The 20,769-nt window shown below is 74.0% G+C and carries 16 protein-coding genes; 8 read left to right on the top strand and 8 right to left on the bottom strand.

From position 1 onward, the window contains the following. Positions 1-112: 112 nt before the first annotated feature. Positions 113-478: a hypothetical protein gene (locus tag HGB44_RS14135; RefSeq protein WP_061078721.1), complete on the top strand. Its 366-nt coding sequence runs from the start codon at positions 113-115 to the stop codon at positions 476-478. A 13-nt stretch (positions 479-491) separates the two neighbouring features. Here the strand turns inward: HGB44_RS14135 and HGB44_RS14130 are convergent, their stop codons facing one another. Then, positions 492-2,297 (bottom strand): ABC transporter ATP-binding protein, encoded by a 1,806-nt coding sequence (locus tag HGB44_RS14130; RefSeq protein WP_061078720.1) that lies wholly within the window; start codon positions 2,295-2,297, stop codon positions 492-494. A gap of 169 nt (positions 2,298-2,466) precedes the next feature. Further along, on the bottom strand, positions 2,467-4,224 hold the full coding sequence (locus HGB44_RS14125) for an ABC transporter ATP-binding protein (protein ID WP_061078719.1): 1,758 nt from the start codon (positions 4,222-4,224) through the stop codon (positions 2,467-2,469). Between the two features lie 303 nt (positions 4,225-4,527). On the opposite strand from HGB44_RS14125, the gene HGB44_RS14120 reads away from it, so the two are divergent. The 3 genes from HGB44_RS14120 (at position 4,528) to HGB44_RS14110 (ending at position 7,759) form a co-directional block, all read left to right on the top strand. Further along, positions 4,528-5,307 (top strand): siderophore-interacting protein, encoded by a 780-nt coding sequence (locus tag HGB44_RS14120; RefSeq protein WP_082768199.1) that lies wholly within the window; start codon positions 4,528-4,530, stop codon positions 5,305-5,307. A gap of 195 nt (positions 5,308-5,502) precedes the next feature. Further along, complete coding sequence (locus HGB44_RS14115; protein ID WP_061078718.1) at positions 5,503-6,507, top strand: iron-siderophore ABC transporter substrate-binding protein; 1,005 nt, start codon at positions 5,503-5,505, stop codon at positions 6,505-6,507. Positions 6,508-6,889: 382 nt separating this feature from the next. Next, on the top strand, positions 6,890-7,759 hold the full coding sequence (locus HGB44_RS14110; protein ID WP_061078717.1) for a glycoside hydrolase family 16 protein: 870 nt from the start codon (positions 6,890-6,892) through the stop codon (positions 7,757-7,759). 72 nt (positions 7,760-7,831) lie between these two features. On the opposite strand, the gene HGB44_RS14105 is transcribed toward HGB44_RS14110, so the two are convergent. Then, on the bottom strand, positions 7,832-9,016 hold the full coding sequence (locus tag HGB44_RS14105) for an alcohol dehydrogenase catalytic domain-containing protein (protein ID WP_061078716.1): 1,185 nt from the start codon (positions 9,014-9,016) through the stop codon (positions 7,832-7,834). A gap of 236 nt (positions 9,017-9,252) precedes the next feature. Further along, complete coding sequence (locus HGB44_RS14100; RefSeq protein WP_061078715.1) at positions 9,253-11,076, bottom strand: SpoIIE family protein phosphatase; 1,824 nt, start codon at positions 11,074-11,076, stop codon at positions 9,253-9,255. Positions 11,077-11,504: 428 nt separating this feature from the next. On the opposite strand from HGB44_RS14100, the gene HGB44_RS14095 reads away from it, so the two are divergent. After that, positions 11,505-13,820 carry an FdhF/YdeP family oxidoreductase gene (locus HGB44_RS14095; RefSeq protein WP_061078714.1) on the top strand — a complete coding sequence of 772 codons (2,316 nt, stop codon included), beginning with the start codon at positions 11,505-11,507 and terminating at the stop codon, positions 13,818-13,820. A gap of 104 nt (positions 13,821-13,924) precedes the next feature. Here the strand turns inward: HGB44_RS14095 and HGB44_RS14090 are convergent, their stop codons facing one another. After that, entirely contained in the window at positions 13,925-14,713 is a 789-nt protein-coding gene (locus HGB44_RS14090; protein ID WP_061078713.1) for an SAM-dependent methyltransferase, read from the bottom strand. A 241-nt stretch (positions 14,714-14,954) separates the two neighbouring features. On the opposite strand from HGB44_RS14090, the gene HGB44_RS14085 reads away from it, so the two are divergent. Further along, positions 14,955-15,590, top strand: coding sequence for a histidine phosphatase family protein (locus HGB44_RS14085; protein WP_061078712.1), 636 nt, complete (start codon positions 14,955-14,957; stop codon positions 15,588-15,590). A gap of 203 nt (positions 15,591-15,793) precedes the next feature. Here HGB44_RS14085 and aroQ read toward each other — a convergent pair whose 3' ends face one another. Next, positions 15,794-16,279: a type II 3-dehydroquinate dehydratase gene (gene aroQ / locus HGB44_RS14080; RefSeq protein WP_061078711.1), complete on the bottom strand. Its 486-nt coding sequence runs from the start codon at positions 16,277-16,279 to the stop codon at positions 15,794-15,796. A gap of 135 nt (positions 16,280-16,414) precedes the next feature. On the opposite strand from aroQ, the gene HGB44_RS14075 reads away from it, so the two are divergent. After that, entirely contained in the window at positions 16,415-18,211 is a 1,797-nt protein-coding gene (locus HGB44_RS14075; protein ID WP_061078710.1) for an acyl-CoA dehydrogenase, read from the top strand. 50 nt (positions 18,212-18,261) lie between these two features. On the opposite strand, the gene HGB44_RS14070 is transcribed toward HGB44_RS14075, so the two are convergent. Next, positions 18,262-18,624 (bottom strand): hypothetical protein, encoded by a 363-nt coding sequence (locus tag HGB44_RS14070; RefSeq protein WP_061078709.1) that lies wholly within the window; start codon positions 18,622-18,624, stop codon positions 18,262-18,264. Between the two features lie 284 nt (positions 18,625-18,908). Between HGB44_RS14070 and HGB44_RS14060 the strand changes: the two genes are divergently transcribed. Further along, positions 18,909-19,490, top strand: coding sequence for a DinB family protein (locus tag HGB44_RS14060; protein ID WP_061078743.1), 582 nt, complete (start codon positions 18,909-18,911; stop codon positions 19,488-19,490). Here the strand turns inward: HGB44_RS14060 and HGB44_RS14055 are convergent. Beyond that, positions 19,487-20,701, bottom strand: a complete 1,215-nt coding sequence (locus HGB44_RS14055) for an MFS transporter (RefSeq protein ID WP_061078708.1) — start codon at positions 20,699-20,701, stop codon at positions 19,487-19,489. The genes HGB44_RS14060 and HGB44_RS14055 overlap by 4 nt on opposite strands. Positions 20,702-20,769 lie beyond the last annotated feature (68 nt).

Raw genomic sequence — 20,769 nt, 5'->3', positions numbered from 1 at the left:
GTAACGATGGACCCTCGCCACAAACCGTCCACTTACGCACCCTCCAGGCGTTTCGCTAACTTTCGACATGTATCGCCGCTCCTGCGGTGGACACCGAGCGTGAGGAGACGCCATGAACGCCGAAACGGCGATGAGGGAAGCCATGGGGATCGAGGGCGCCATCGGCGTCGCGGTCGTCGACTACGAGAGCGGCATGTCCCTGGGCACCATGGGCGGAGGCGGTCACTTCGACCTGGAGATGGCCGCGGCGGCCAACACCGAGGTCGTGCGCGCCAAGACGCGCGCCCTGGGCGCGATCGGCCTCGACGACCGCATCGAGGACATCCTCATCACGCTGAGCAGCCAGTACCACCTCATCCGCCTGCTGGAGAAGTCGCACGGCAGCGTCTTCCTCTACCTGGCGCTGGACCGCCAGCGCGCCAACCTGGCCATGGCCCGCCACACCCTCCGGCGCGTGGAGAACGAACTCCAGCTCTGAACCCCGCCCGCGGTCAGCGGGAGAGCAGTTCCCCGTCGTCCGGCGCGCCCTGCCAGCTGCGCCACAGGTCGGCGTAGCGCCCTCCGGCCGCGACCAGCTCGGTGTGCGTCCCCTGCTCGACGACGCGGCCCCGGTCCATGACCACCACGCGGTCGGCGGTCTGCGCCTGGGCCAGCCGGTGCGCCACCACCAGCGTCGTGCGCCCGGCGGTGGCCGCGGCGGCGGCCCGCTCCAGGCGCCGCGCGCCGGAGCTGCCCGCCTCGGCGGTGGCCTCGTCCAGGACCGCCACGTCCGGGTCGGCCAGCACCAGCCGGGCCAGCGCCAGGTGCTGGGCCTGCTCGGCGGTCAGGGTGTGCCCGCCCTCGCCGACCACCGTGTCCAGCCCCTCGGGCAGGGCGCGTACCCACTCCAGGGCGCCGACGGTCTCCAGAGCGGCCTCCGCCTCGGCCGCGTCGGCCCCGGCCCGGGCCAGGCGCAGGTCCTCCAGCAGGGTCCCGGCGAACACATGGGTCTCCTGGCTGACGAGGAAGATGTGCTCGCGCACCCGCCGCTCCCCCAGCTCCTCCAGGGGGATCCCGCCCAGGTACACGGTTCCGGCCGTGGGCGTGCGCAGGCCGCTGACCAGGGCGGCCAGGGTGGTCTTGCCCGCACCGCTGGCCCCGACCAGGGCCACGCGCTCGCCCGGGGCGACCTCCAGCGACACCTCCTCCAGGGCCGCCGGGCCCCCGGTGCCGTAGGAGTGGGTGACCCCCGCGACGCGGACCGAGGAACCGGACGGGCCCTCCTCCGCGTCCGGGTCGGCCTCCACCGGGAGGTCGACCACACCGGCCAGGCGGGCCAGGCTCGCCCCGGCCGACTGCACCTCGTTGAAGTTCATGACCAGGAAGATCAGCGGGCCGAACAGACGGTGGAAGTACAGGGCGGCGGCGGTGACCATGCCGATGCTGGCCAGGTCGGCGCGCACCAGCCAGAACCCGGCCACCAGCACCGCGGTCAGCCCGACGCACTCGGCGGCGTTGAGCCGCGACCCGAAGCGGGTGAACAGGCGGAACACCGCGACCGTGATGTCCATGGCGGCGGTCGAGCGCTCGCGCACCCGGGACTCGTGCTCGTCCTCCAGGCGGTAGGCGCGCACGGCGGAGCGCCCGCGCAGGGCGCCCATCATCGCGTGCGAGCGCTCGCCCATGGCCACGCGCTCGCGGGCGTAGTAGGGGCCCGAGCGGGGCAGGTACCAGCGCACGGCCGTCACGTAGACCGGCACGCAGAGCATCGCGGCCAGGCCCAGGCGCCAGTCCAGGGCGGTGATGCCCACCGCGGTCAGCAGAACGGTGGCCAGCGCGACGACCGCGTCGGGGCCGCTGCGGGCGATGCTGGCGGTGACCACGGCGACGTCGTCGCCGACCCGGGAGAGCAGGTCGCCGATGCGCACCCGCTCCAGGCGGGCGGCGGGCATGCGCAGCACGCGGTCCATGACGCGTTCGCGCAGGCGGGCCAGGACGGTCTCGCCGACCCGGCTGACCAGCCAGCTGCCCGCGCCCGTGAGCAGACCGCCGAGCAGACCCGCCCCGGCGATCAGCAGGACCGAGGACAGGACGGCGTCCAGCCCCCGTCCCGCGGAGATGTCGTCGACCATCCGGCCCAGCACCCAGGGGGCGACCAGTCCGGCGGCGCTGCCCACGAGCACGGTGGCCAGGGCCAGCGGGGCGCCCCAGCCGGTGCCGCGCACTCCCTCGCCCAGCACGGCCCACGTGCGGCGGGCCGAGGCGGTGGGCAGCAGCTCCCCGTGTTCGCTCGCGGAGTCCTCCACCGGCGTGCTCATCGGTCGTCCTCGGGGTCGTGGGTGTGGATGTGGGGAAGGGGGGCTCGGCGCCCTGGAGCGGTGGTCGGCGACGGGGCGCTCCGGTGTGCGTCGGACCGCGGCGGCGCGCTCCGCGGCGGGGCACTCCGGTCTGCGGCGAAACACGGCGGGACCGTCCGCGGCGGGGCGGTCAACGCAGTACCGCCTCGCGGTAGTCCGCGTCCTCCTCGACCAGCCGCGCGTGCGTGCCCGCGCACCGCACCCGACCCCCGGCCAGCACCACGACGCGGTCGGCGCGGGCCAGCAGCGCCGGGCTGTTCGCCACGACCAGGGTGGCCCTGGCCGCACCCGCGCGGGCGGCGGCCGCGCCCCGGGCGATGGCCTCCTCGGTGACCGCGTCCACGGCGGTGGTGGGGTCGTGCAGCACCAGGACGGGCGGGTCGGCGACCAGGGCGCGGGCCAGGGCCACGCGCTGTCGCTGGCCGCCGGAGAGGTTGGCGGCGCGGTCGGCGACCGGTCGGTCCAGGCCCTCGGGGTGGCCGTCGACCAGGTCCGCGGCGGAGGCGGCGCGCAGGGCGTCCAGCAGCCGCTCCTCGTCGCCGCACGCACCGGTGTCCAGGTTGGAGCGCAGGGTGCCCTCGAACAGGGTGGCTCCGTGCTCCTCCACCAGCACCGCCTCGCGCAGGGCGTCCAGGGCGAGTTCGGGGACGGGGACGCCGCCCACGGTGAGCGTGCCGTCCAGGGCCGCGGGCTCGGCCCGGCCCGAGAGCAGCTCCAGCAGCGCCTCGGCGTCGCGGGGGTCGGTGGTGAGCACGCCGACGAGCTCGCCGGGGGCGAGTTCGAGGTCCACCCCGCGCAGCGTGCGGTAGCTGACCCCGGACAGCGCGACCACGGGGTCCCCCGCGCAGGCGCGCTCGCCCGGGGTGACCGCGTCGGGGGCGTTGAGCAGGCGCACCAGCCGCCGGGCGGAGGCGCGGGCGGTGGCGAACAGCTGGCCGACCATGCCCAGCCCCTGCACGGGTTCGGCCAGGAACTGGGCGAGGCCGATGACGGTGACGAGTTCGCCGACGCTGAGGCGCCCCTGGAGGGCCATCCACCCGGCCACGCCCGCCACGCAGGCCAGGAAGACGGCGCTGGCGGCGGTGACCAGGCCGCGGTAGACGCCGTTGCTGGCGGCGGCGCCGACCGAGGCGTCCAGGGCGAGGGTGCTGGCCCGGCGGTAGCGGGTGGCCGCGTTGTGCCGCGCCCCGATGCCCATGAGGACGCGCAGACCGCTGACCAGGTCCGTGGCCAGGGCCGTGGCCCCGGCGGCGGTGGCCTGCTTGGCCTCGCTGCGCCGGGTGATGCGGGCGGCGGGCAGTCGCAGGAGCAGCATGAGCAGGGGGACGCCGACGAGGACGCCGACCCCCAGGGGGACGTCGATGGCCAGGAGCGCGACGGTGGTGACGGCGATGGCGACCACCACGGCGATCGACGCCGACCAGGCGCGCACGTACAGGGCGGCCTGCTCGGCGTCGGAGGTGGCCACCGACAGGACCTCGCCCGCGCGCAGGCCGCTGCGTTCGCCGCGCGGGTCCAGGGCTCGGCGGGCGGCCTCCACCCGCAGCAGGTGCGCCTCGTTCTCGACGGCGCGCAGGGTGAAGCGGGCGCCGTTGCGGTAGGCCTGGGCCAGGACGGTGAAGAGCACGACCATGCCCGCGACGCAGATCCCCAGGGCGCCGACGTCACCGGTGAAGACGGCCCAGTCGATGGTCAGGCCGATGGCCACCGGGACGAGGGCCTCGGCGACCTGGTGCAGGGAGAGCAGGACCACGCCGACGGTGACATGGCCGCGGTTGCGCCTCAGGGTGCGGCGGCGCAGGGCGCGCACGCTGTCGGGGACCTCCCGCCGGGGAGTGCGGGGGGAGCGCCGTTCGCGCTCGGCGGCGGGGGCGGGGGCGGCGCTCATACGGCTCGTCCGCTCGGCGCGGGGCGCGCGGCCCCGTACAGACGTCTACTCATCCGATGTCCCGTTCCCCCCGCGATGTCGTGCCCTGGGCAAGGCTAGGCCATGGTCGGCTGGCGGAGCGCCCGCGGAACCGGGAACCACCGGCCCCGGACCACCGTGCCACACCGACCTTGGTTAGGCTAACCTTTCCCCTGTCGGTATACGGTCACAGCACCCCGAGACCGGACGAACCCGACACCCGCCGCTCTCCGACCCGAACGAAGGGGCCGCGCCTTGCGCATCAGGCATCCGAGCCACCGCACCATGATCCGCACCCGGGTGGCGCGCACCGAGCGGACCAGCGAGCACTTCCTCACCGTGACGCTCACCGGCGAGGAGCTGAGCGGGTTCGAGTTCCTGGGCCTGGACCAGTGCACGCGGATCCTCTTCGCCCGGCCGGGCCAGGACCGGCTGCACCTGCCCGTCGCCGACAGCGGCGGCGACGGCAACGGGTGGGTGGCCGCGTTCCGCGCCATGCCCGACGACCTGCGCCCGCACGTGCGCAACTACACCGTCCGCCGCTTCGACCCCGAGGCGCTGGAACTGGACATCGAGTTCGTCGCGCACGGGGACGAGGGCCCGGCTTCGGCGTGGGCGCTGGCCGCCCGGCCGGGTGACGAACTGGGCCTCTACCCCGAGGGGATCTACTACCTGCCGCCCGAGGAGGCCGACTGGCACCTGCTCGTCGGCGACGAGAGCGCCGTGCCCGCCCTGCTCTCCATCCTCGAACAGGCCCCCGCCCACCTGCGAGGACAGGCCTACCTCGAAGTACCCCACAGCACCGACATCCGCCCCGTGGCCGCCCCACCCGGCGTAGAGGTCCACTGGCTGCCGCGCACCGACCCCCACGCCGTCCCCGGACGACTCGCCCTGGAGACCGTACGCACCACCGCCCTCCCCCAAGGCCGCCCCTACTGCTTCGTCGCCGGAGAGAACACCCTGCCCACCGAACTCCGCCGCACCCTCGTCCGCCGACACGGAGTGCCCAAGGACGACATCGCCTTCATCGGCTACTGGCGCCACGGCGTCGAGGCCTACTCCTGACGGTGTGACCCTGGACACGGCCACGACCCGCGAGGAACGCCGCGCGGACCCGTCAACCACCGTGCGCACCGCGCTTTACCGGCATACGCGGCTTCCCGCGTTCACCGGCACGGGCTTGCGCAAAACCGCCGACTCCAGCACCATAACCCTTGCTTAGGCAAGGCTAAGCTCACCGACTCGACCGAATGAGGCCCCATGAACCCCGGTCCGCTGACCCGCGGCGGCGCGATCGCCGCCGGTGCGCTGTCCCTCCTGCTGCTCGCCGCCTGCGGCGGCCAGACCTCCGGTTCCGCGGAGGGCGGCTCGGACGGCGAGGTCGCCGAGGGGTACCCGGTCACCGTCGAGACCCTCTTCGGCGACGTGGAGATCGCGGACAAGCCGACCAACGTCGTCGCCATGGGCTGGTCCGACGCCGAGACCGCGCTGGCGCTGGGCGTGCAGCCGGTCGGCGTGGCCGACTGGCAGGCCTACGGCGGCACGGGCGTGGGGCCCTGGGCGGCCGACATGTTCGACGAGGAGCCGGTCCAGCTCGGCACCATGGAGCCGAACCTGGAGGCGATCGCCTCCCTGGAGCCCGACGTCATCCTCGACACCCGCTCCGACAACAGCCAGGAGCGCTACGACACGCTCTCGCCGGTGGCCCCCGTGGTCGGCCCGCCGCCCGGCGTGGAGGTCACCTACGGCACCACCTGGCAGCAGCAGACCCGCCAGGTCGCCCAGGTGGTCGGCGAGCAGGAGCGCGCCGAGGAGCTCATCGAGGAGCTGGAGGGCCGCTTCGCCCAGATCCGCGAGGAGAACCCCGAGTTCGCCGACATGACCCTGACCGTGGGCGCCTACTTCGACGGCCAGTACGGCGCCTACGTGCCCGGCGACTCCCGGGTGGACCTGCTCCAGGAGCTGGGCTTCCAGTACAAGCCCGAGGTCCGGGAGATGGCCGACGACGCGTTCTACGTCGACCTGAGCCCGGAGCGGCTGGAGGTCCTGGACGCGGACCTGACGGTCATGTTCCCCATCGGCGGCACGGCGGACCACCTGCACGAGGACCCGGTGCTCCAGGGCATCCCCTCCGCCGAGGACGGCCGACTGGTCATCCTGGACGACATGGAGCTGGCCAACGCCTTCTCCAGCGGTTCGTACCCGGGCATCTCCCACGCACTGGACGAGCTGGTCCCGCTGCTCCAGGAGACCCTGAACGGCTGACGCCCCCGTCTGACGGGCCCCGCGGAGCACGTGCTCCGCGGGGCCCGTCGCCGTCGGGGCCCGCCCCGGGCGCGGTGGCACGGGTGTCCGGTGCGTCCGACGCGCGGGGCCGGGGCCCGCCCCCGGAACCCTTCCTCCTGGAAGGCGACACCACCCAAAAGCACACAGAGCACACTTTTCACCCCAGTCCTATGGGAGCGATTCCAACTTTTTCGCACGACCCCCCTTGCCCGCGACCGCTCGCGTACGTACAGTCACTTAACGCTTGTTCAGTGGGCACCCGCCCACGCGGGTGCCGCCCCGCGCGGCCCGTGCGGAACCCGCTATTCCGCACGCGTCGCGGCGCCGGGCGCGCCCGTCCCCCCGCTCAACGGAGTACGCCATGACCAAGAGCGCCCGCCGCAGTACCCGCCGCACCGCCACCGTCGCCACGGCGGTGACCGCCTCCGCCGCGCTGGCCGCGGCGGTCCTCACCGCACCGCAGTGGACGGGAGGAGCCGTGGACGAGGCCAACGCCGAACTCAGTGCGGCCCCCGGGGACATCGTCTGGTCCGACGAGTTCGACGGCGCCGCCGGAAGCGCCCCCGACCCCGCCAACTGGAACCACGAGACCGGCGACCACGGCTGGGGCAACAACGAACTCCAGAACTACACCGACAACCGCGCCAACTCCGCCCTCGACGGCAACGGCAACCTCGTCATCACCGCACGCCAGGAAGCGGACGGCAGCTACACCTCCGCACGCATGACCACCCAGAACAAGGTCGAACACGCCTACGGCCGCATCGAGGCACGCATCAAGATCCCCCGCGGCCAGGGCATCTGGCCCGCCTTCTGGATGCTCGGCGCCGACTTCCCCGACACCCCCTGGCCCGACTCCGGCGAGATCGACATCATGGAGAACGTCGGGTACGAGCCCCACATGGTGCACGGCACCGTGCACGGGCCCGGTTACTCGGGCGCGAACGGCATCGGAGCCTCCTACACGCACCCGCAGGGCTGGTCCTTCGCCGACGACTTCCACACCTTCGCCGTCGACTGGAGCCCCGGCTCCATCACCTGGTCCGTGGACGGCAACGCCTACCACACCCTCACCAGCGCGGACGTGGGCGGCAACCCCTGGGTCTACGACCAGTCCTTCTTCATGATCCTCAACATCGCCGTGGGCGGGGACTGGCCCGGCTACCCCGACGGCACCACCCAGTTCCCCCAGCAGATGGTCGTCGACTACGTCCGGATCTACGAGAACTGACCTCCGGCCCCCGCGGCCGGAAAGGCGCCCCGGGCCGGATCCCCCCGGCCCGGGGCGCCCGCCTCCGGCGGGTCAGGGCCGGAAGACGACCTTGAACACTCCGTCCTGCTTCTTCTGGAACTTCTCGTAGGCCAGCGAGGCCGCGTCCAGGCCCACGTGGTGGGTGGCGAAGTCGTCCACCCCCAGCGGGTCGGCCCCCTCCAGCAGCGGCAGGATCTCCGGCACCCACCGGCGCACGTTGGCCTGCCCCATCCGCAGCTGGATCTGCTTGTCGAAGAGCGTGAGCATCGGCATCGGGTCGGCCATGCCGCCGTACACGCCGATCAGGGAGACGGTCCCGCCGCGCCGCACCAGGTCGATGGCGGTGTGCAGGGCGGTCAGGCGGTCCACCCCGGCCGTCTCCATCATCCTGGCCGCCACGCCCCGGGGCATGAGGTTGGCCACGCGCTGGGCGAACCTGGCCGAGCCGTGCCCGGCCGCCTCCATGCCGACCGCGTCGATGACCGCGTCCGGTCCGCGCCCGTCCGTGCGGTCGCGGATCTCCTGGACCACGTCGTCGGTGCCCTTGGAGGAGTCGAACACCTCCACGTCCCGCGCGGCGGCGCGGGCGCGACGCTCCGCCACCGGGTCCACGCCGAACACCCTGCCCGCGCCCAGGTGGCGGGAGACCCGGCAGCACATGTCGCCGATCGGCCCCAGCCCCAGGACGGCCACCGATCCCCCCTCGGGGACGTCGGCGTAGCGGACGGCCTGCCAGGCGGTCGGCAGCACGTCGGACAGGAACAGGTAGCGGTCGTCGGGGCCCTGGTCGGGTACCGGGACCGCGGTGGTCTCGGCGCGCGGAACGCGCAGGTACTCGGCCTGCCCGCCGGGCACCGCGCCGTAGAGCTTGCTGTAGCCGAAGAGCGCGGCGCCCATGCCCTGCTCCTCGACCTGGGTGTTCTCGCACTGGCTCTGGAGGCCCGTGTCGCACATGAGGCAGTGTCCGCAGGAGATCTGGAAGGGGATGACGACCCGCTGGCCGGGGGTGAGGGAGGTGACGCCGGAACCGACCTCCTCGACCACGCCCATGGGTTCGTGTCCGAGGACGTCCCCCGGGGTCATGAACGGCCCGAGCACCTCGTACAGGTGGAGGTCGGATCCGCACAGGCCCGAGCTGGTGACCCGGATGACGGCGTCGCCGGGCTCCTCGATCCGCGGGTCGGGAACGTTCACGGTGTCGACGTTCCTGGTCCCGTTCCACACCACTGCCTTCATGGTTCCCCCTGGTCTCACGACGGTGGCGGTCGTCGCCTGGGGAGCGCGCGGCCCCCTGGGCTACCCTCGGCCACTACCCCTCGCGTGTCGGCGGAAACGGGCGGCGCGGGCGCCCCGGAACCGGTCCTCCCCCGGCGTGGCGGGCTGTCCGAGACGGCGGACGGGACGGTCGGCGCACCGGACCGGGGCGCCGCTGACCGGCGGCCCCGGGGCCCGCACCCGGGGACCGGTCCCGCTCACCCCCGTTCGGAGGTGTCCCTGACCGAGCTGTCCTCGACGTCCGCACCGGGGGCCCCGCGGCCGTCCGCGGCGGGGCTGTGCGCGTGCTGGGGTGGCGCGGTGTCGTCGCCCGCTCCCTCGCCCGCCGACGGGATACGCAGGGCGAGCAGGGCGACGTCGTCACCGCCGGGGTCGATGCGGGCGAGGAGTTCGTCGCAGAAGTCCTCGACGTCGCGACGGGCCAGGGCGGCGGCGTGGCGGCGCAGGTTGGCCAGGCCCGTGTCGATGGGGTGCTCGCGGCTCTCGACGAGGCCGTCGGTGTAGAGCAGCAGGGTGGACTCCGCGGGGATCTCCTCGCGGGCGTCGGGCCAGTCCAGGCCCAGGTGCAGGGTGGCGCTCATGCCCAGCAGAGGGCCGTGGCCGTCCTCCAGGTAGCGGGTGCGGCCGTCGGAGGTGACGAGCAGCGGCGGGGGGTGCCCGGCGTTGACCCAGTGCAGGCACCAGGGCCCGCCCTCGGGGCCCTCGATGCGGGCGAAGACGGCGGTGGCCATGGGGGCGTCGCTGGTGTTGGTCATGGCCTCGTCCAGCCGCCTCATGATCAGGCTGGGGGGTTCCTGTCGGTCCCAGGCCAGGGCGCGCAGCATGTTGCGGACCTCGGCCATGTGCGCGGCGGCCTGGAGGTCGTGGCCGACCACGTCGCCGATGACCATGGTCATGACGCCGTCGGCGAGCAGGAAGGCGTCGTACCAGTCCCCGCCGATCTCGGCGGCCTGCTGCGCGGGCTGGTAGCGGGCGGCGAACCGCAGGTGGTCGACCTGCGGCAGGGGTGTCAGGAGCTGGCGCTGCATGGTCTCGGCGACGTGGCGCTGCTGCTCGAAGAGCTGGGCGCTCTCCATCACCAGACCGGCGCGCCGGGCGACGTCCCCCAGCACGAGGACCTCGGCGTCGGTGTAGGCGGACCGCTCCCCGGTCCGGGCCACTGTCAGCGCCCCGAAGACCTGTCTGCGGGTGTGCAGCGGCACCACCACCGCGGAGCTCCCGCCCAGGCGTTCGAACAGCTGCCGGTGCGCCCGGGCGAGCGGTTCGTCCGGGCCGCGGGCCAGGTCACCGGTGTCGAGCAGGACGGGCTCGGCGCTGTACAGGGCGCGCAGCAGCGCCGCGTGGGAGGCGGGCGACAGCGGCGGAAGCGGGCCCTTCAGCGACTCGGCCGTGCCGTGGTCGCCCGGGGCGTGCACGGCGACGCGCTCCACCTCCTTCGTGCGCCCCTCCGTGACCATGTCGACCACCGCCCAGTCCCCGAGTTCCGGCACCAGCAGGCGGACCAGCCTGTCCAGCATCTCGGGGACGTCCAGGGTGGAGACCAGGACCACGGAGATCTCCGCCACCAGGCTCAGCCGGGCGGTGAGCTCCTCCAGGGCCGCCAGGTGCGCCGCGGTCTGATCGGCGGCGTCGCGGTGCGCCCGGAAGTCGTGGAAGACGATGACCGCGCCCTCCACACGGTCCTCGTGCTGGAGCGGGGTGGTCGCCCAGATGATGGGCACGAGCGTGCCGTCCCCGCGCAGGAAGGACTCGCTGCTCCCCTCGGCCGGGTGGCCGCTGTCGAGCACCGCCAGGACGCGGCAGCCCTCCCGGGGCCTCTCCTCCCCGTCCGGGCCGCGGTGCAGCAGGTCGTGCAGGTCCGAGCCCAGCATCTCCTCCCTGGGCCGGTCGAGGATCCGCTGCGCGTAGGGGTTGGCGGCGGTGATGCGGCCGGTGGTGTCGATGACGAACATCCCCGCGCCCACGCTGTCGAACACCGCGCGCAGCAGACCGGTCTCCAGCGGCCAGCCGACGTCGCTCATCGGCCCGCCCTCCGGTCCCCGCGCGTCCGCGAGGGGCCGCACCGCCGTGCGGGCGTTCGCCCCGGCCGTGCCGGGGCCGTCCGGGGGTTGCGCTCAAAGACACTCATGCCGTCCGTGTACCCACGTTTCTCCTGGCGACCAGCGCCGCCAGTCTGCCCCGCGAGGCGGCCGGAAGGGCGCATTGCGGAGTCGGCGGCATGTCACGCGCCGTCGGACGGGGCCGCCGCCCTCGCCGTCCGTCCGCGCAGCGCCGGGAGGGGGCGAACAGCACGCGCTTCCCGGAAACAGGCACAGAGGTCGATGAACAGCAAAACCCCCGGCAGTCCGGCCCGGGACGCCAGCTCGGGGCTGCCCCTGGGCACCACCCGCACCCCCTGAGGCCCGGGTCGCTCACCCGGACGTCCCACCATCGGACGGTCAGTGCCAGAATGCGCAGTGTGAGACACCAGCACTCGGACAACGCAGACCCCGCCCAGGACTCTCCTGAGGTCAGCCCGCCCAAGACCAGCGCGGCCGGACTCCCCGCCGTGCTCAACAGCCTCCGTCACCTCAACGAGCACACCGGCGTACGGCGCGGGCTGCCCGCCATGCTCGCGATCAACCAGAAGCGCGGCTTCGACTGCCCCGGTTGCGCCTGGCCCGAGGGGGACAAACGGCACCGGGCCGAGTTCTGCGAGAACGGCGCCAAGGCCGTCGCGGAGGAGGCCACGGCCACGGCGCTGACCGGGGAGTTCTTCGCCGCGCACTCGGTCCGCGAGCTGGCCGGGCGGTCCGGGTACTGGCTGGGCCAGCAGGGCCGCCTCACCGAGCCGCTGTACCTGGCCGAGGGCTCCACCCACTACGAGCCGGTCAGCTGGGAGCGCGCGCTGGACCTGGTCGCCGAGGACCTGCGGGCGTTGGACTCCCCGGACCAGGCGGTGTTCTACACCTCCGGGCGCACCAGCAACGAGGCGGCGTTCTGCTACCAGCTGTTCGCCCGCGCCCTCGGCACGAACAACCTCCCCGACTGCTCCAACATGTGCCACGAGTCGTCCGGTTCGGCCCTGACCGAAACCCTGGGCGTGGGCAAGGGCAGCGTGTCCCTGGAGGACCTGCGCGAGGCCGACCTCATCATCGTGGCCGGGCAGAACCCCGGCACCAACCACCCCCGCATGCTCACCGCCCTGGAGCGGGCCAAGAAGTCCGGGACGCGGATCGTCACCGTCAACCCCCTGCCCGAGGCGGGGATGCGCGAGTTCCGCAACCCCCAGCACGCGGGCGGCCTGCTGGGGCGCGGCACCGAACTGACCGACCTGTTCGCGCAGGTGCGGCTGGGCGGCGACCTCGCCCTGTTCTCCGCCCTCAACCGCCTGCTGCTGGAGGCCGACGAGCGCGGTGAGCCGGTCCTGGACCGGGAGTTCGTGTCGGCCCACACCCACGGGTTCGAGCAGTTCGCCAAGGCGCTGCTGGCCGAGTCGGACGAGGAGTTCTGGGCGCGCACCGAGCGCGACACCGGCCTGGAGCGGGAGCTGATCGAGCGCATCGCCGCGATGGTCACCTCCTCGGAGCGGATCGTGGTGTGCTGGGCGATGGGGCTGACCCAGCACCGGCACTCGGTGCCCACCATCCGCGAGGTGGTCAACTTCCTGCTGCTGCGCGGCAACGTGGGCCGCCCCGGCGCGGGCGTGTGCCCGGTGCGCGGCCACTCCAACGTGCAGGGCGACCGCACGATGGGGATCTTCGAGCGCCCGGCCGAGGAGTTCCTGGACGCGCTGGGCGCCGAGTTCGGCTTCGCGCCGCCGCGCGAGCACGGCTACGACACCGTCAACGCCATCCGCGCCATGGCGCGCGGTGACGTGCGGGTGTTCTTCGCGATGGGCGGCAACTTCGTCGCGGCCACCCCGGACACGCTGGTGACCGAGGACGCCATGCGCAGGGTGGGGCTGACGGTGCACGTGTCCACCAAGCTGAACCGCTCGCACGTGGTGACGGGGACCCGTGCGCTGATCCTGCCCGCGCTGGGGCGCACCGACCGCGACCTGCGCGGCGGCGAGCCGCGGTGGGTGACGGTGGAGGACTCCATGGGCAAGGTGCACGCCTCCCACGGCGTGCTGGCGCCGCTGTCACAGGGCATGCGCTCGGAGGTGGACATCGTCTGCGACCTGGCCGGGCGGGTGCTCGGCGACTTCCCGGTGGCGTGGTCGGAGCTGACCGACTACGACCGGGTGCGCGAGCACGTGGCCGCGGTCGTGCCGGGGTTCGAGGACTTCAACGCCCGCGCGCGCAGGCCCGGCGGGTTCACCCTGCCGCACGCCCCGCGCGACGACCGGCGATTCCCCACCGCGACCGGGCTGGCCAACTTCACGGTGAACGGCACGTACGCGCCGGAGGTCCCCGAGGGGCGGCTGCTGTTGCAGACGCTGCGCTCGCACGACCAGTACAACACCACCGTGTACGGCCTCGACGACCGCTACCGGGGCATCAAGGACGGCCGCCGGGTGGTGCTGGTCAACCCCGAGGACGCCCGGGAGCTGGGACTGGCCGACGGCGCCTACACCGACATCGTGAGCGAGTGGCACGACGGCAGGGAGCGGCGCGCGGCGCACTTCCGGGTGGTGCACTACCCGACCGCGCGCGGGTGCGCGGCCTCCTACTTCCCGGAGACGAACGTGCTGGTGCCGCTGGACTCCACGGCCGAGGTGAGCAACACGCCGACGTCGAAGTCGGTGGTGGTGCGCTTCGAGCCCGACTCCGGGACCGCCTGACGCACACGGGCCCCCGCATCACACCGGGAACACTTCCGGTCGGCCTGCTGAGGCCCGTCCTGCCGTCCGGGTCCCGGGGCGCTCTCCGGGACCCGGCGGGGCCGTCAGGCCTTGCGGGCGACGCCGCAGTACTGGTCGGCCGCGACGACCCCGCCCACCTCCGTGGCGTCGGGCCGCCAGAAGGGCGCCGAGACCACGCCGGGCTCCAGCAGGTCGAGCCCGTCGAAGAAGCCCGCGATCTCCTCGGGGCTGCGCAGGTGGTAGGGCAGGGGTGCGGTCTCGTTCCAGCGCCGGGCCGCCTCGATCATCGGTTCGCTGGTGTCGGTCCCGTCGCACAGGGCCAGGAAGCTGCCCGGGGGCAGCGCGTCCACGTAGGCGCGCACGGTGGCGTAGGCCCGGGCGTTGTCGGGGGTGTGCCCCATGGTGCCCAGGACGGTGAGCGCGATGGGCCGGTCGAAGTCCAGGTGGGCGGCGGCCGCCTTGAGGACCTGCTCGGGCTCGTGCAGGTTGGCGTCGACGTAGTGGACGTCCCCCGCCCCCTCGCCGGCCAGCAGCGAGCGGGCGTGCGTGAGCACCAGCGGGTCGTTGTCCACGTAGACCACGCGGGCGTCGGGGGCGGCGGCCTGGGCGACCTCGTGGGTGTTGTTGTGCGTGGGCAGCCCGGTGCCCACGTCCAGGAACTGGCGGACGCCCTCCTCACGGGCCAGGTGGGTGACCGCGCGGATGAGGAACTCCCGGTCGGCGCGGGCCGCGGTGACCATCTCCGGATAGGCCTGGAGCACGTAGTCGCCGACCTCGCGGTCGGCCGGGTAGTTGTCCTTGCCTCCCAGCCAGTAGTTCCACACCCGGGCGGAGTGTGCCACGGTGGCGTCGATGGGGGGTGTGTCCGTCATGATGCGCCCTCTCACGGGAAGCGTGGTTCGCACCCGTATTGTCCTGCTCGCGAAAAGCGCGGTGCAAGCGAGAAGGCCGGGTACGCGGGCGTTCTCGAACGACGGGCGCCTTCGCCCCCGTCCGGACTCTCGCTGCGCCCCCGCCGGACCCCCGCGCGCGACCGCCCGGCGGACGGTGACCCCGCGCCGATCGCGTCCCCCGGCGTGCGGGCGCCCTTGGGGCCACTCGTACGCTGGTGCGATGCCAGCGATCTATCTGATCCGCCACGGGAAGGCCTCCCCCGAGGCGGAGGACTACGACGAGTTGAGCCCGACCGGCTACGAGCAGGCCCGCCTGCTGGGCGCCGAACTCCGGCGGCGCGGACCCCGGGTGGGCCGCGTGGTGACCGGCGCGCTGCGCCGCCAGCGCCAGACGGCGGCCGCGGCCCTGTCCGAGGCGGGCCTGGGTCTGGAGCCGGTCGGCGACGAGCGGTGGAACGAGTACGACCACCTCGGCCTGCTGGGTGCCCACCCGGTCGCGACGGGCTCGCTCCAGGAGCGGCTCGACGCCTCCCTGGCCTCGTGGATCGCAGCCGGGGGCAGCGGTCCGGGCACCTGGGAGGGCTTCCGTTCCGGGGTCCGGCAGGCGCTGGACGACCTGGTCGCCGGGCTCGGCAAGGGGGAGACCGCGCTGGTCTTCACCTCCGCCGGGGTGATCGCGACGGTGTGCTCGACCCTGCTGGGCACGGCGCCCGCCGGGTTCCTGGCCCTGAACCGCGTGGTGGTCAACGCTTCGGTGAGCAAGCTGCTACACGGCCGGGGCGGCACACAGCTGCTGTCCTTCAACGACCACGCCCACCTGGAGCAGGGCGGTCCCGCGCTGATGACCTACCGCTGAACGCACGTGCCGCCCGACGCGCGCACGATACAAACCGACTGGTCGGTACTGCTTTTTCGGCGGGGAGCGGCCGCTCCCCGCCCGCGGGCGCGTCCGCCGCGCACCGCCCCACGGGCCCCCGGCCCCGACCGGTTCCGGCCCGCGGGGGCGCCCCCGCGGGCCGCCTCACGGCGAGGTTCCGGGAACCGGTGCGGCCGCCCGCCTCAGCCCGCCTGGGCGCCGCCCGCCTCCCGGCGCTCGGCGTCGCGCCGCAGCACCGCGCGCAGGGCCAGCTCGTAACCGAAGACCCCGCACCCGGCGACGTAGCCCGCGGCCACCGGCGCGGTCACCGACGTGTGCCGGAACTCCTCGCGGGCGTAGATGTTGGAGATGTGCACCTCCACCACGGGCGCCTCGACCGCGTCGATCGCGTCGCGCAGCGCGATGCCGTAGTGCGCGTAGGCGCCGGGGTTGAGCACCACCCCGGCCCAGCCGCGCGCGGCGTGGACCCGGTCCACCATCACGCCCTCGCTGTTGCTCTGCGCGCACACCACGTGCACGCCCAGCTCCTCGCCGAGGGAGACCACGCGCCGCTCGACCTCCGCCAGGGTGGTGGTGCCGTACTGCCCGGGGTCACGGGTGCCCAGCAGGTTGAGGTTGGGGCCGTTGAGCAGCAGGACGGTGCGGGAGGGGTCGGACACAGCGGACATGCGGGTCAGCGCTCCTTCTCGGGTCGGTGGCAGCAAGCTTAGGGCTCGGACGGCCGGGTGGCCCCGGTCGCCCCCGATCCCCGCGAAGCGGGTAGCATACCGACCAGTCGGTCCACGATCCCAAGGAGGCGACCCGTGGCGTCCACCCTGCTGTCCACTCGCGACCTGCACTTCCTGCTCTACGAGTGGCTCGACACCGAGGCGCTCACCAGCCGCCCCCACTACGCCGACCACTCCCGCGAGACCCTCGACGCCGCGCTGGAACTGGCCGAACGGGTGGCCACCGACCACTTCGCGCCGCACAACAAGGCCAACGACGCCAACGAGCCCCGCTTCGACGGCGAGCGCGTCCACGTCATCCCCGAGGTGGGAAAGGCCCTGGAGGTCTACGCCGAGACCGGGCTGAGCGCCGCCGGGATGCCCGCCTCCGTGGGCGGCGCCCAGATCCCGCACGTGGTCTCCAGCGCGTGCGGCGCCTACTTCCAGGCCGCCAACCTGGGCACCTCCGCCTACCCCTTCCTCACCTCCGGCAACGCGCGCCTTCTCCTGGCGCACGGCAGCCCCGAGCAGGTCGACACCTGGGTGCGCCCCATGGTGGAGGGGCGCTTCACCGGGACCATGTGCCTGTCCGAGCCGCAGGCGGGCAGCTCGCTGGCCGACATCACCACCCGGGCCGAGGAGGACGGGGAGGGCGGCTACCGGCTGTTCGGCAACAAGATGTGGATCTCGGCGGGCGACCACGAGCTGACCGAGAACATCGTGCACCTGGTGCTGGCCAAGATCCCCGGCGGCCCGCCCGGGGTCCGGGGCATCTCCCTGTTCGTCGTGCCCAAGTACCTGATGGAGGCCGACGGGTCGGTCGGCGAGCGCAACGACGTCGTGCCCGCCGGGCTCAACCACAAGATGGGCTACCGGGGCACCGTCAACGCGCTGCTCAACTTCGGCGAGGGCCGCCACACCCCCGGCGGGCGGCCGGGCGCGGTCGGCTACCTGGTCGGCGAGCCGCACCAGGGGTTGAAGTACATGTTCCACATGATGAACGGGGCCCGGATCGGGGTGGGCGCGGGCGCCGCCGCCGTCGGCTACACCGGCTACCTCAAGTCGCTGGCCTACGCCCGCGAACGCCTCCAGGGCCGCCCGCTGGGCGACAAGGACCCCGAGCGGCCGCAGGTCCCCATCATCGGCCACACCGACGTGCGCCGGATGCTGCTCGCCCAGAAGAGCTACGTCGAGGGCGCGCTCGCCCTGGTGCTGTACTGCGCCCGGCTGGTGGACGAGACCGCCAGCGCCGGGGACGAGGAGGCGCGCGCACGGGCCCACCTGCTGCTGGACGTGCTCACGCCGATCGCCAAGAGCTGGCCCTCCCAGTGGTGCGTGGAGGCCAACAGCCTGGCCATCCAGGTGCACGGCGGGTACGGGTACACGCGCGAGTACGACGTGGAGCAGCACTACCGGGACAACCGGCTCAACCCGATCCACGAGGGGACCCACGGCATCCAGGCCCTGGACCTGCTGGGGCGCAAGGCCGTGCTCGACGGCGGCTCCCGGTTGTCGCTGCTGGTGGAGACGGCGCGCGCGACGGCGGATCGGGCCCGGGAGCTGGGCGGCCGCGAGGCCGAGTACGCGCAGCTGCTGTCGGACGCCCTGGACCGGACCGTGGGCACGGCCGCCGAGGCCTGGGGCGAGGGCGACCCGGCGGTGGCCCTGGCCAACGCCACCCCCTACCTGGAGGCGGTGGGGCACGTGGTGGTCGCCTGGATGTGGCTGGAGCAGCTGGTGGCCGCGCACGGGCGCGAGGGCGGCTTCTACGAGGGCAAGCGCGCCGCGGCGGCGTACTTCTTCCGGCACGAGCTGCCGCGCACCGGACCGCAGTTCGACCTGGTGGCCTCCCGCGACCGCACGGTGCTGGACGTCTCGCCCGACGTCCTCTGAGGGCGGGGGGAGGCGGCGAGGCCGGGGACGCGTCGTCCCCGGCCTCGTGCTCAGCCCCCGGCCGGGCGGAGCCGTTCGGTCTCGGGCACGTCCAGGACGAAGACGCGGCCCAGGTCGGCCTCCTCGTAGCCGTGGTCGATGTTGGCCACCCGCATCCGCTCGGGGCTGACCTCCACGATCCGCACCCTGATCGGCTCCTCGCGCCCGGGGACGCTCAGCAGCCAGGGGTCGGCCAGGTAGGCCAGCCCCCGGGCGTCCAGGACGGCGCGGGCGGAGTCCTCGTCACCGGGGCCGTCGAGCGGACGGCCGAAGGGGGTGACCGGACGGTACCGCCCCTCCCCCACGGGTTCGAGGTAGCCGAGCACCTCGCCGTCCTCGTCGCGGCGGTGGGCGGGCCAGTGCGCGGGGATCACGCGTCCTCCTCCTGGTCGAGCCGCTGGCGCGCGTAGAACGCCATGGCCTCGTGCTGGTAGCCGGCCGTCCCGGGGCGGGCTCCCGTGGACCTCACGTCAGGGCCCCGGAACCGGCGTCAGGCGTTGACGCTACGTCAACCGCGACGCGTTCTCACCCGGTTTTCCCCCGCCCTCATGGGAGGACCCGACCGCGGGAGCCCGGCGGGCCGCGTGGTCCGGCCCCGCCCGTGCCCGCGCGGGAAAACCGCTTCGGCGCGGACGGGGTGCTGTGCCAGGCTGGCCCCATGCCCGACCCTCGTTCCACGTTGCTGCGCTGGCAGTTCGACTTCACCTGGTCCCTGTTCGAGTACCACCTGGAGCGCCTGGAGCCCGGCGACCTGCTCTGGGAGCCCGGTCCCCTGTGCTGGACGGTGCGCCGGGACGGGGACGGCCGGTGGGTGCCGGACTGGGCGGACACCGAACCCGACCCCGTGCCCGTCCCGACCGCGGCCTGGGTCACCTGGCACATCGGCTGGTGGTGGTCGACGGCCCTCGACCACCTGCGGGGGCGCGTTCCGCGCGAGCGCGAGGAGGTCGTCTGGCCGGGCCCGGAGGAGGCGGCCGACTGGCTGCGCGAGCTGCGGACCCGGTGGCTGGCGGCGCTGGAGGGACTCGCCGGCCCGGACCTGGACGCCCCCGCCGCGTTCCCCTGGCCGCCGGACTCGGGACTGGCCGTCGAGCACACGGTCGCCTGGGTCAACGGCGAGCTGATGAAGAACGTGGCCGAGCTCGGTCAGCTTCGGCTGCTGCGCGCCGCGTCCGCGTCCGACGCCCGGGAGGCGCCCGCGAGGGGTGAGCGGGGCGCCGGGCCCCGCCCGACCCCCTAGCGGCGGGACGGACCGCTGGCCAGCGCGACCAGGGCGCCGAGCACCGACAGGAACGCCAGCAGCAGGAACACCTCCGGATAGCCGCCCAGGGGTCCGGCCAGCAGCGCGCACGCCCCCGGGGCCAGGGCCATGGTGAGCATGAGCGGGGTGTGCATGATGCCGTTGAGCGTGGTGTAGTGCTCCTCCCCCCATCGGTCCGCCACGGCCGTGGCCTGGAGCAGGGTGAGCACGCCCCGCGCGGCGCCCACCAGCGCCGCGGCGGCCATGACCAGGACCAGCGGCCCGCTGACCAGGGCGATCAGGACGGTCGCCCCGGCGCAGGCCAGGAGTACGGTCGCGATCCGGTACACCGCCCCGCTGTACCGCGCCAGCGGGGCGTAGACGAGGCGGCCCAGCACCTGGCCCACGCCCATGACGCCGAGCGTCCAGGCGGCTTCGGCGGTGCCGAACCCGCGTCCCTCCATGAGCGGGACGATGCCGACCACGACCGCGTACACGGTGAGGCTGCCCAGGGCGAGCGCCGTGGTCAGCGCCCAGAACGCGCCGCTGCGGACCACCCCGCGCACCGTCCGGCGGTCCCCGGCCCGGTCGTCGGTGCCGCAGGGGGTCCAGGGCGGGGTCAGGGCCAGGGCGTGCAGCGGGACCACCACCAGCACCAGGACCAGGGAGAGGACGAGGTAGGCACCGCGCCAGCCGACCTGCGCCTCCAGAGCAGCGGTCAGCGGGGCGAAGACGGTGCTGGCCAGCCCGCCGACCAGTGTGAGGATGGTGAGCGCCCGTACCCTGCCCGTCCCGTACCAGCGGGTCAGGGCGGCGAAGGCGGGCGGGTAGGAGAGCCCGGCCACGGCGATTCCGGCCGCCTGCCAGGCCGCGCCGAAGAACCACAGGTTCGGGGCCAGCGCGAGTCCGGCGACGGCGACCGCGCCCAGCAGGGCCGCCGCGGTCATCACCGGGCGGGGGCCGCGCACGCGCAGCCAGCGGGCCACCAGGGGCCCGCCCAGCCCGGCCACGACCTGGGACCCGGAGAACAGGGCGATGGCGGCAGGCAGGGACCAGCCGGTGTCCTCGGCGATGGCGGGCGCCAGCACGGGGAAGGCGTAGAACAGCACTCCCTGGCTGGCGGTGACGGTGACGCACAGGGCGGCCAACGCCCTGCGCGCGTTCGTGCCGGAGGGTGCCCGGCCCGACGCGCGGAGGGGCCGGTGGGTCATGCGCGCCGTCCGCGCGGTGTCGGCCGGGTGCTCGGAGGAGGCGGGGGAACGGGGACAGGGTTCCGTTG

Origin of the sequence: Nocardiopsis alborubida, from assembly GCF_012396365.1 — a bacterium.
In the GTDB taxonomy this organism is placed as follows: domain Bacteria; phylum Actinomycetota; class Actinomycetes; order Streptosporangiales; family Streptosporangiaceae; genus Nocardiopsis; species Nocardiopsis alborubida.
This window is presented reverse-complemented; position numbering and strand designations above follow the sequence as displayed.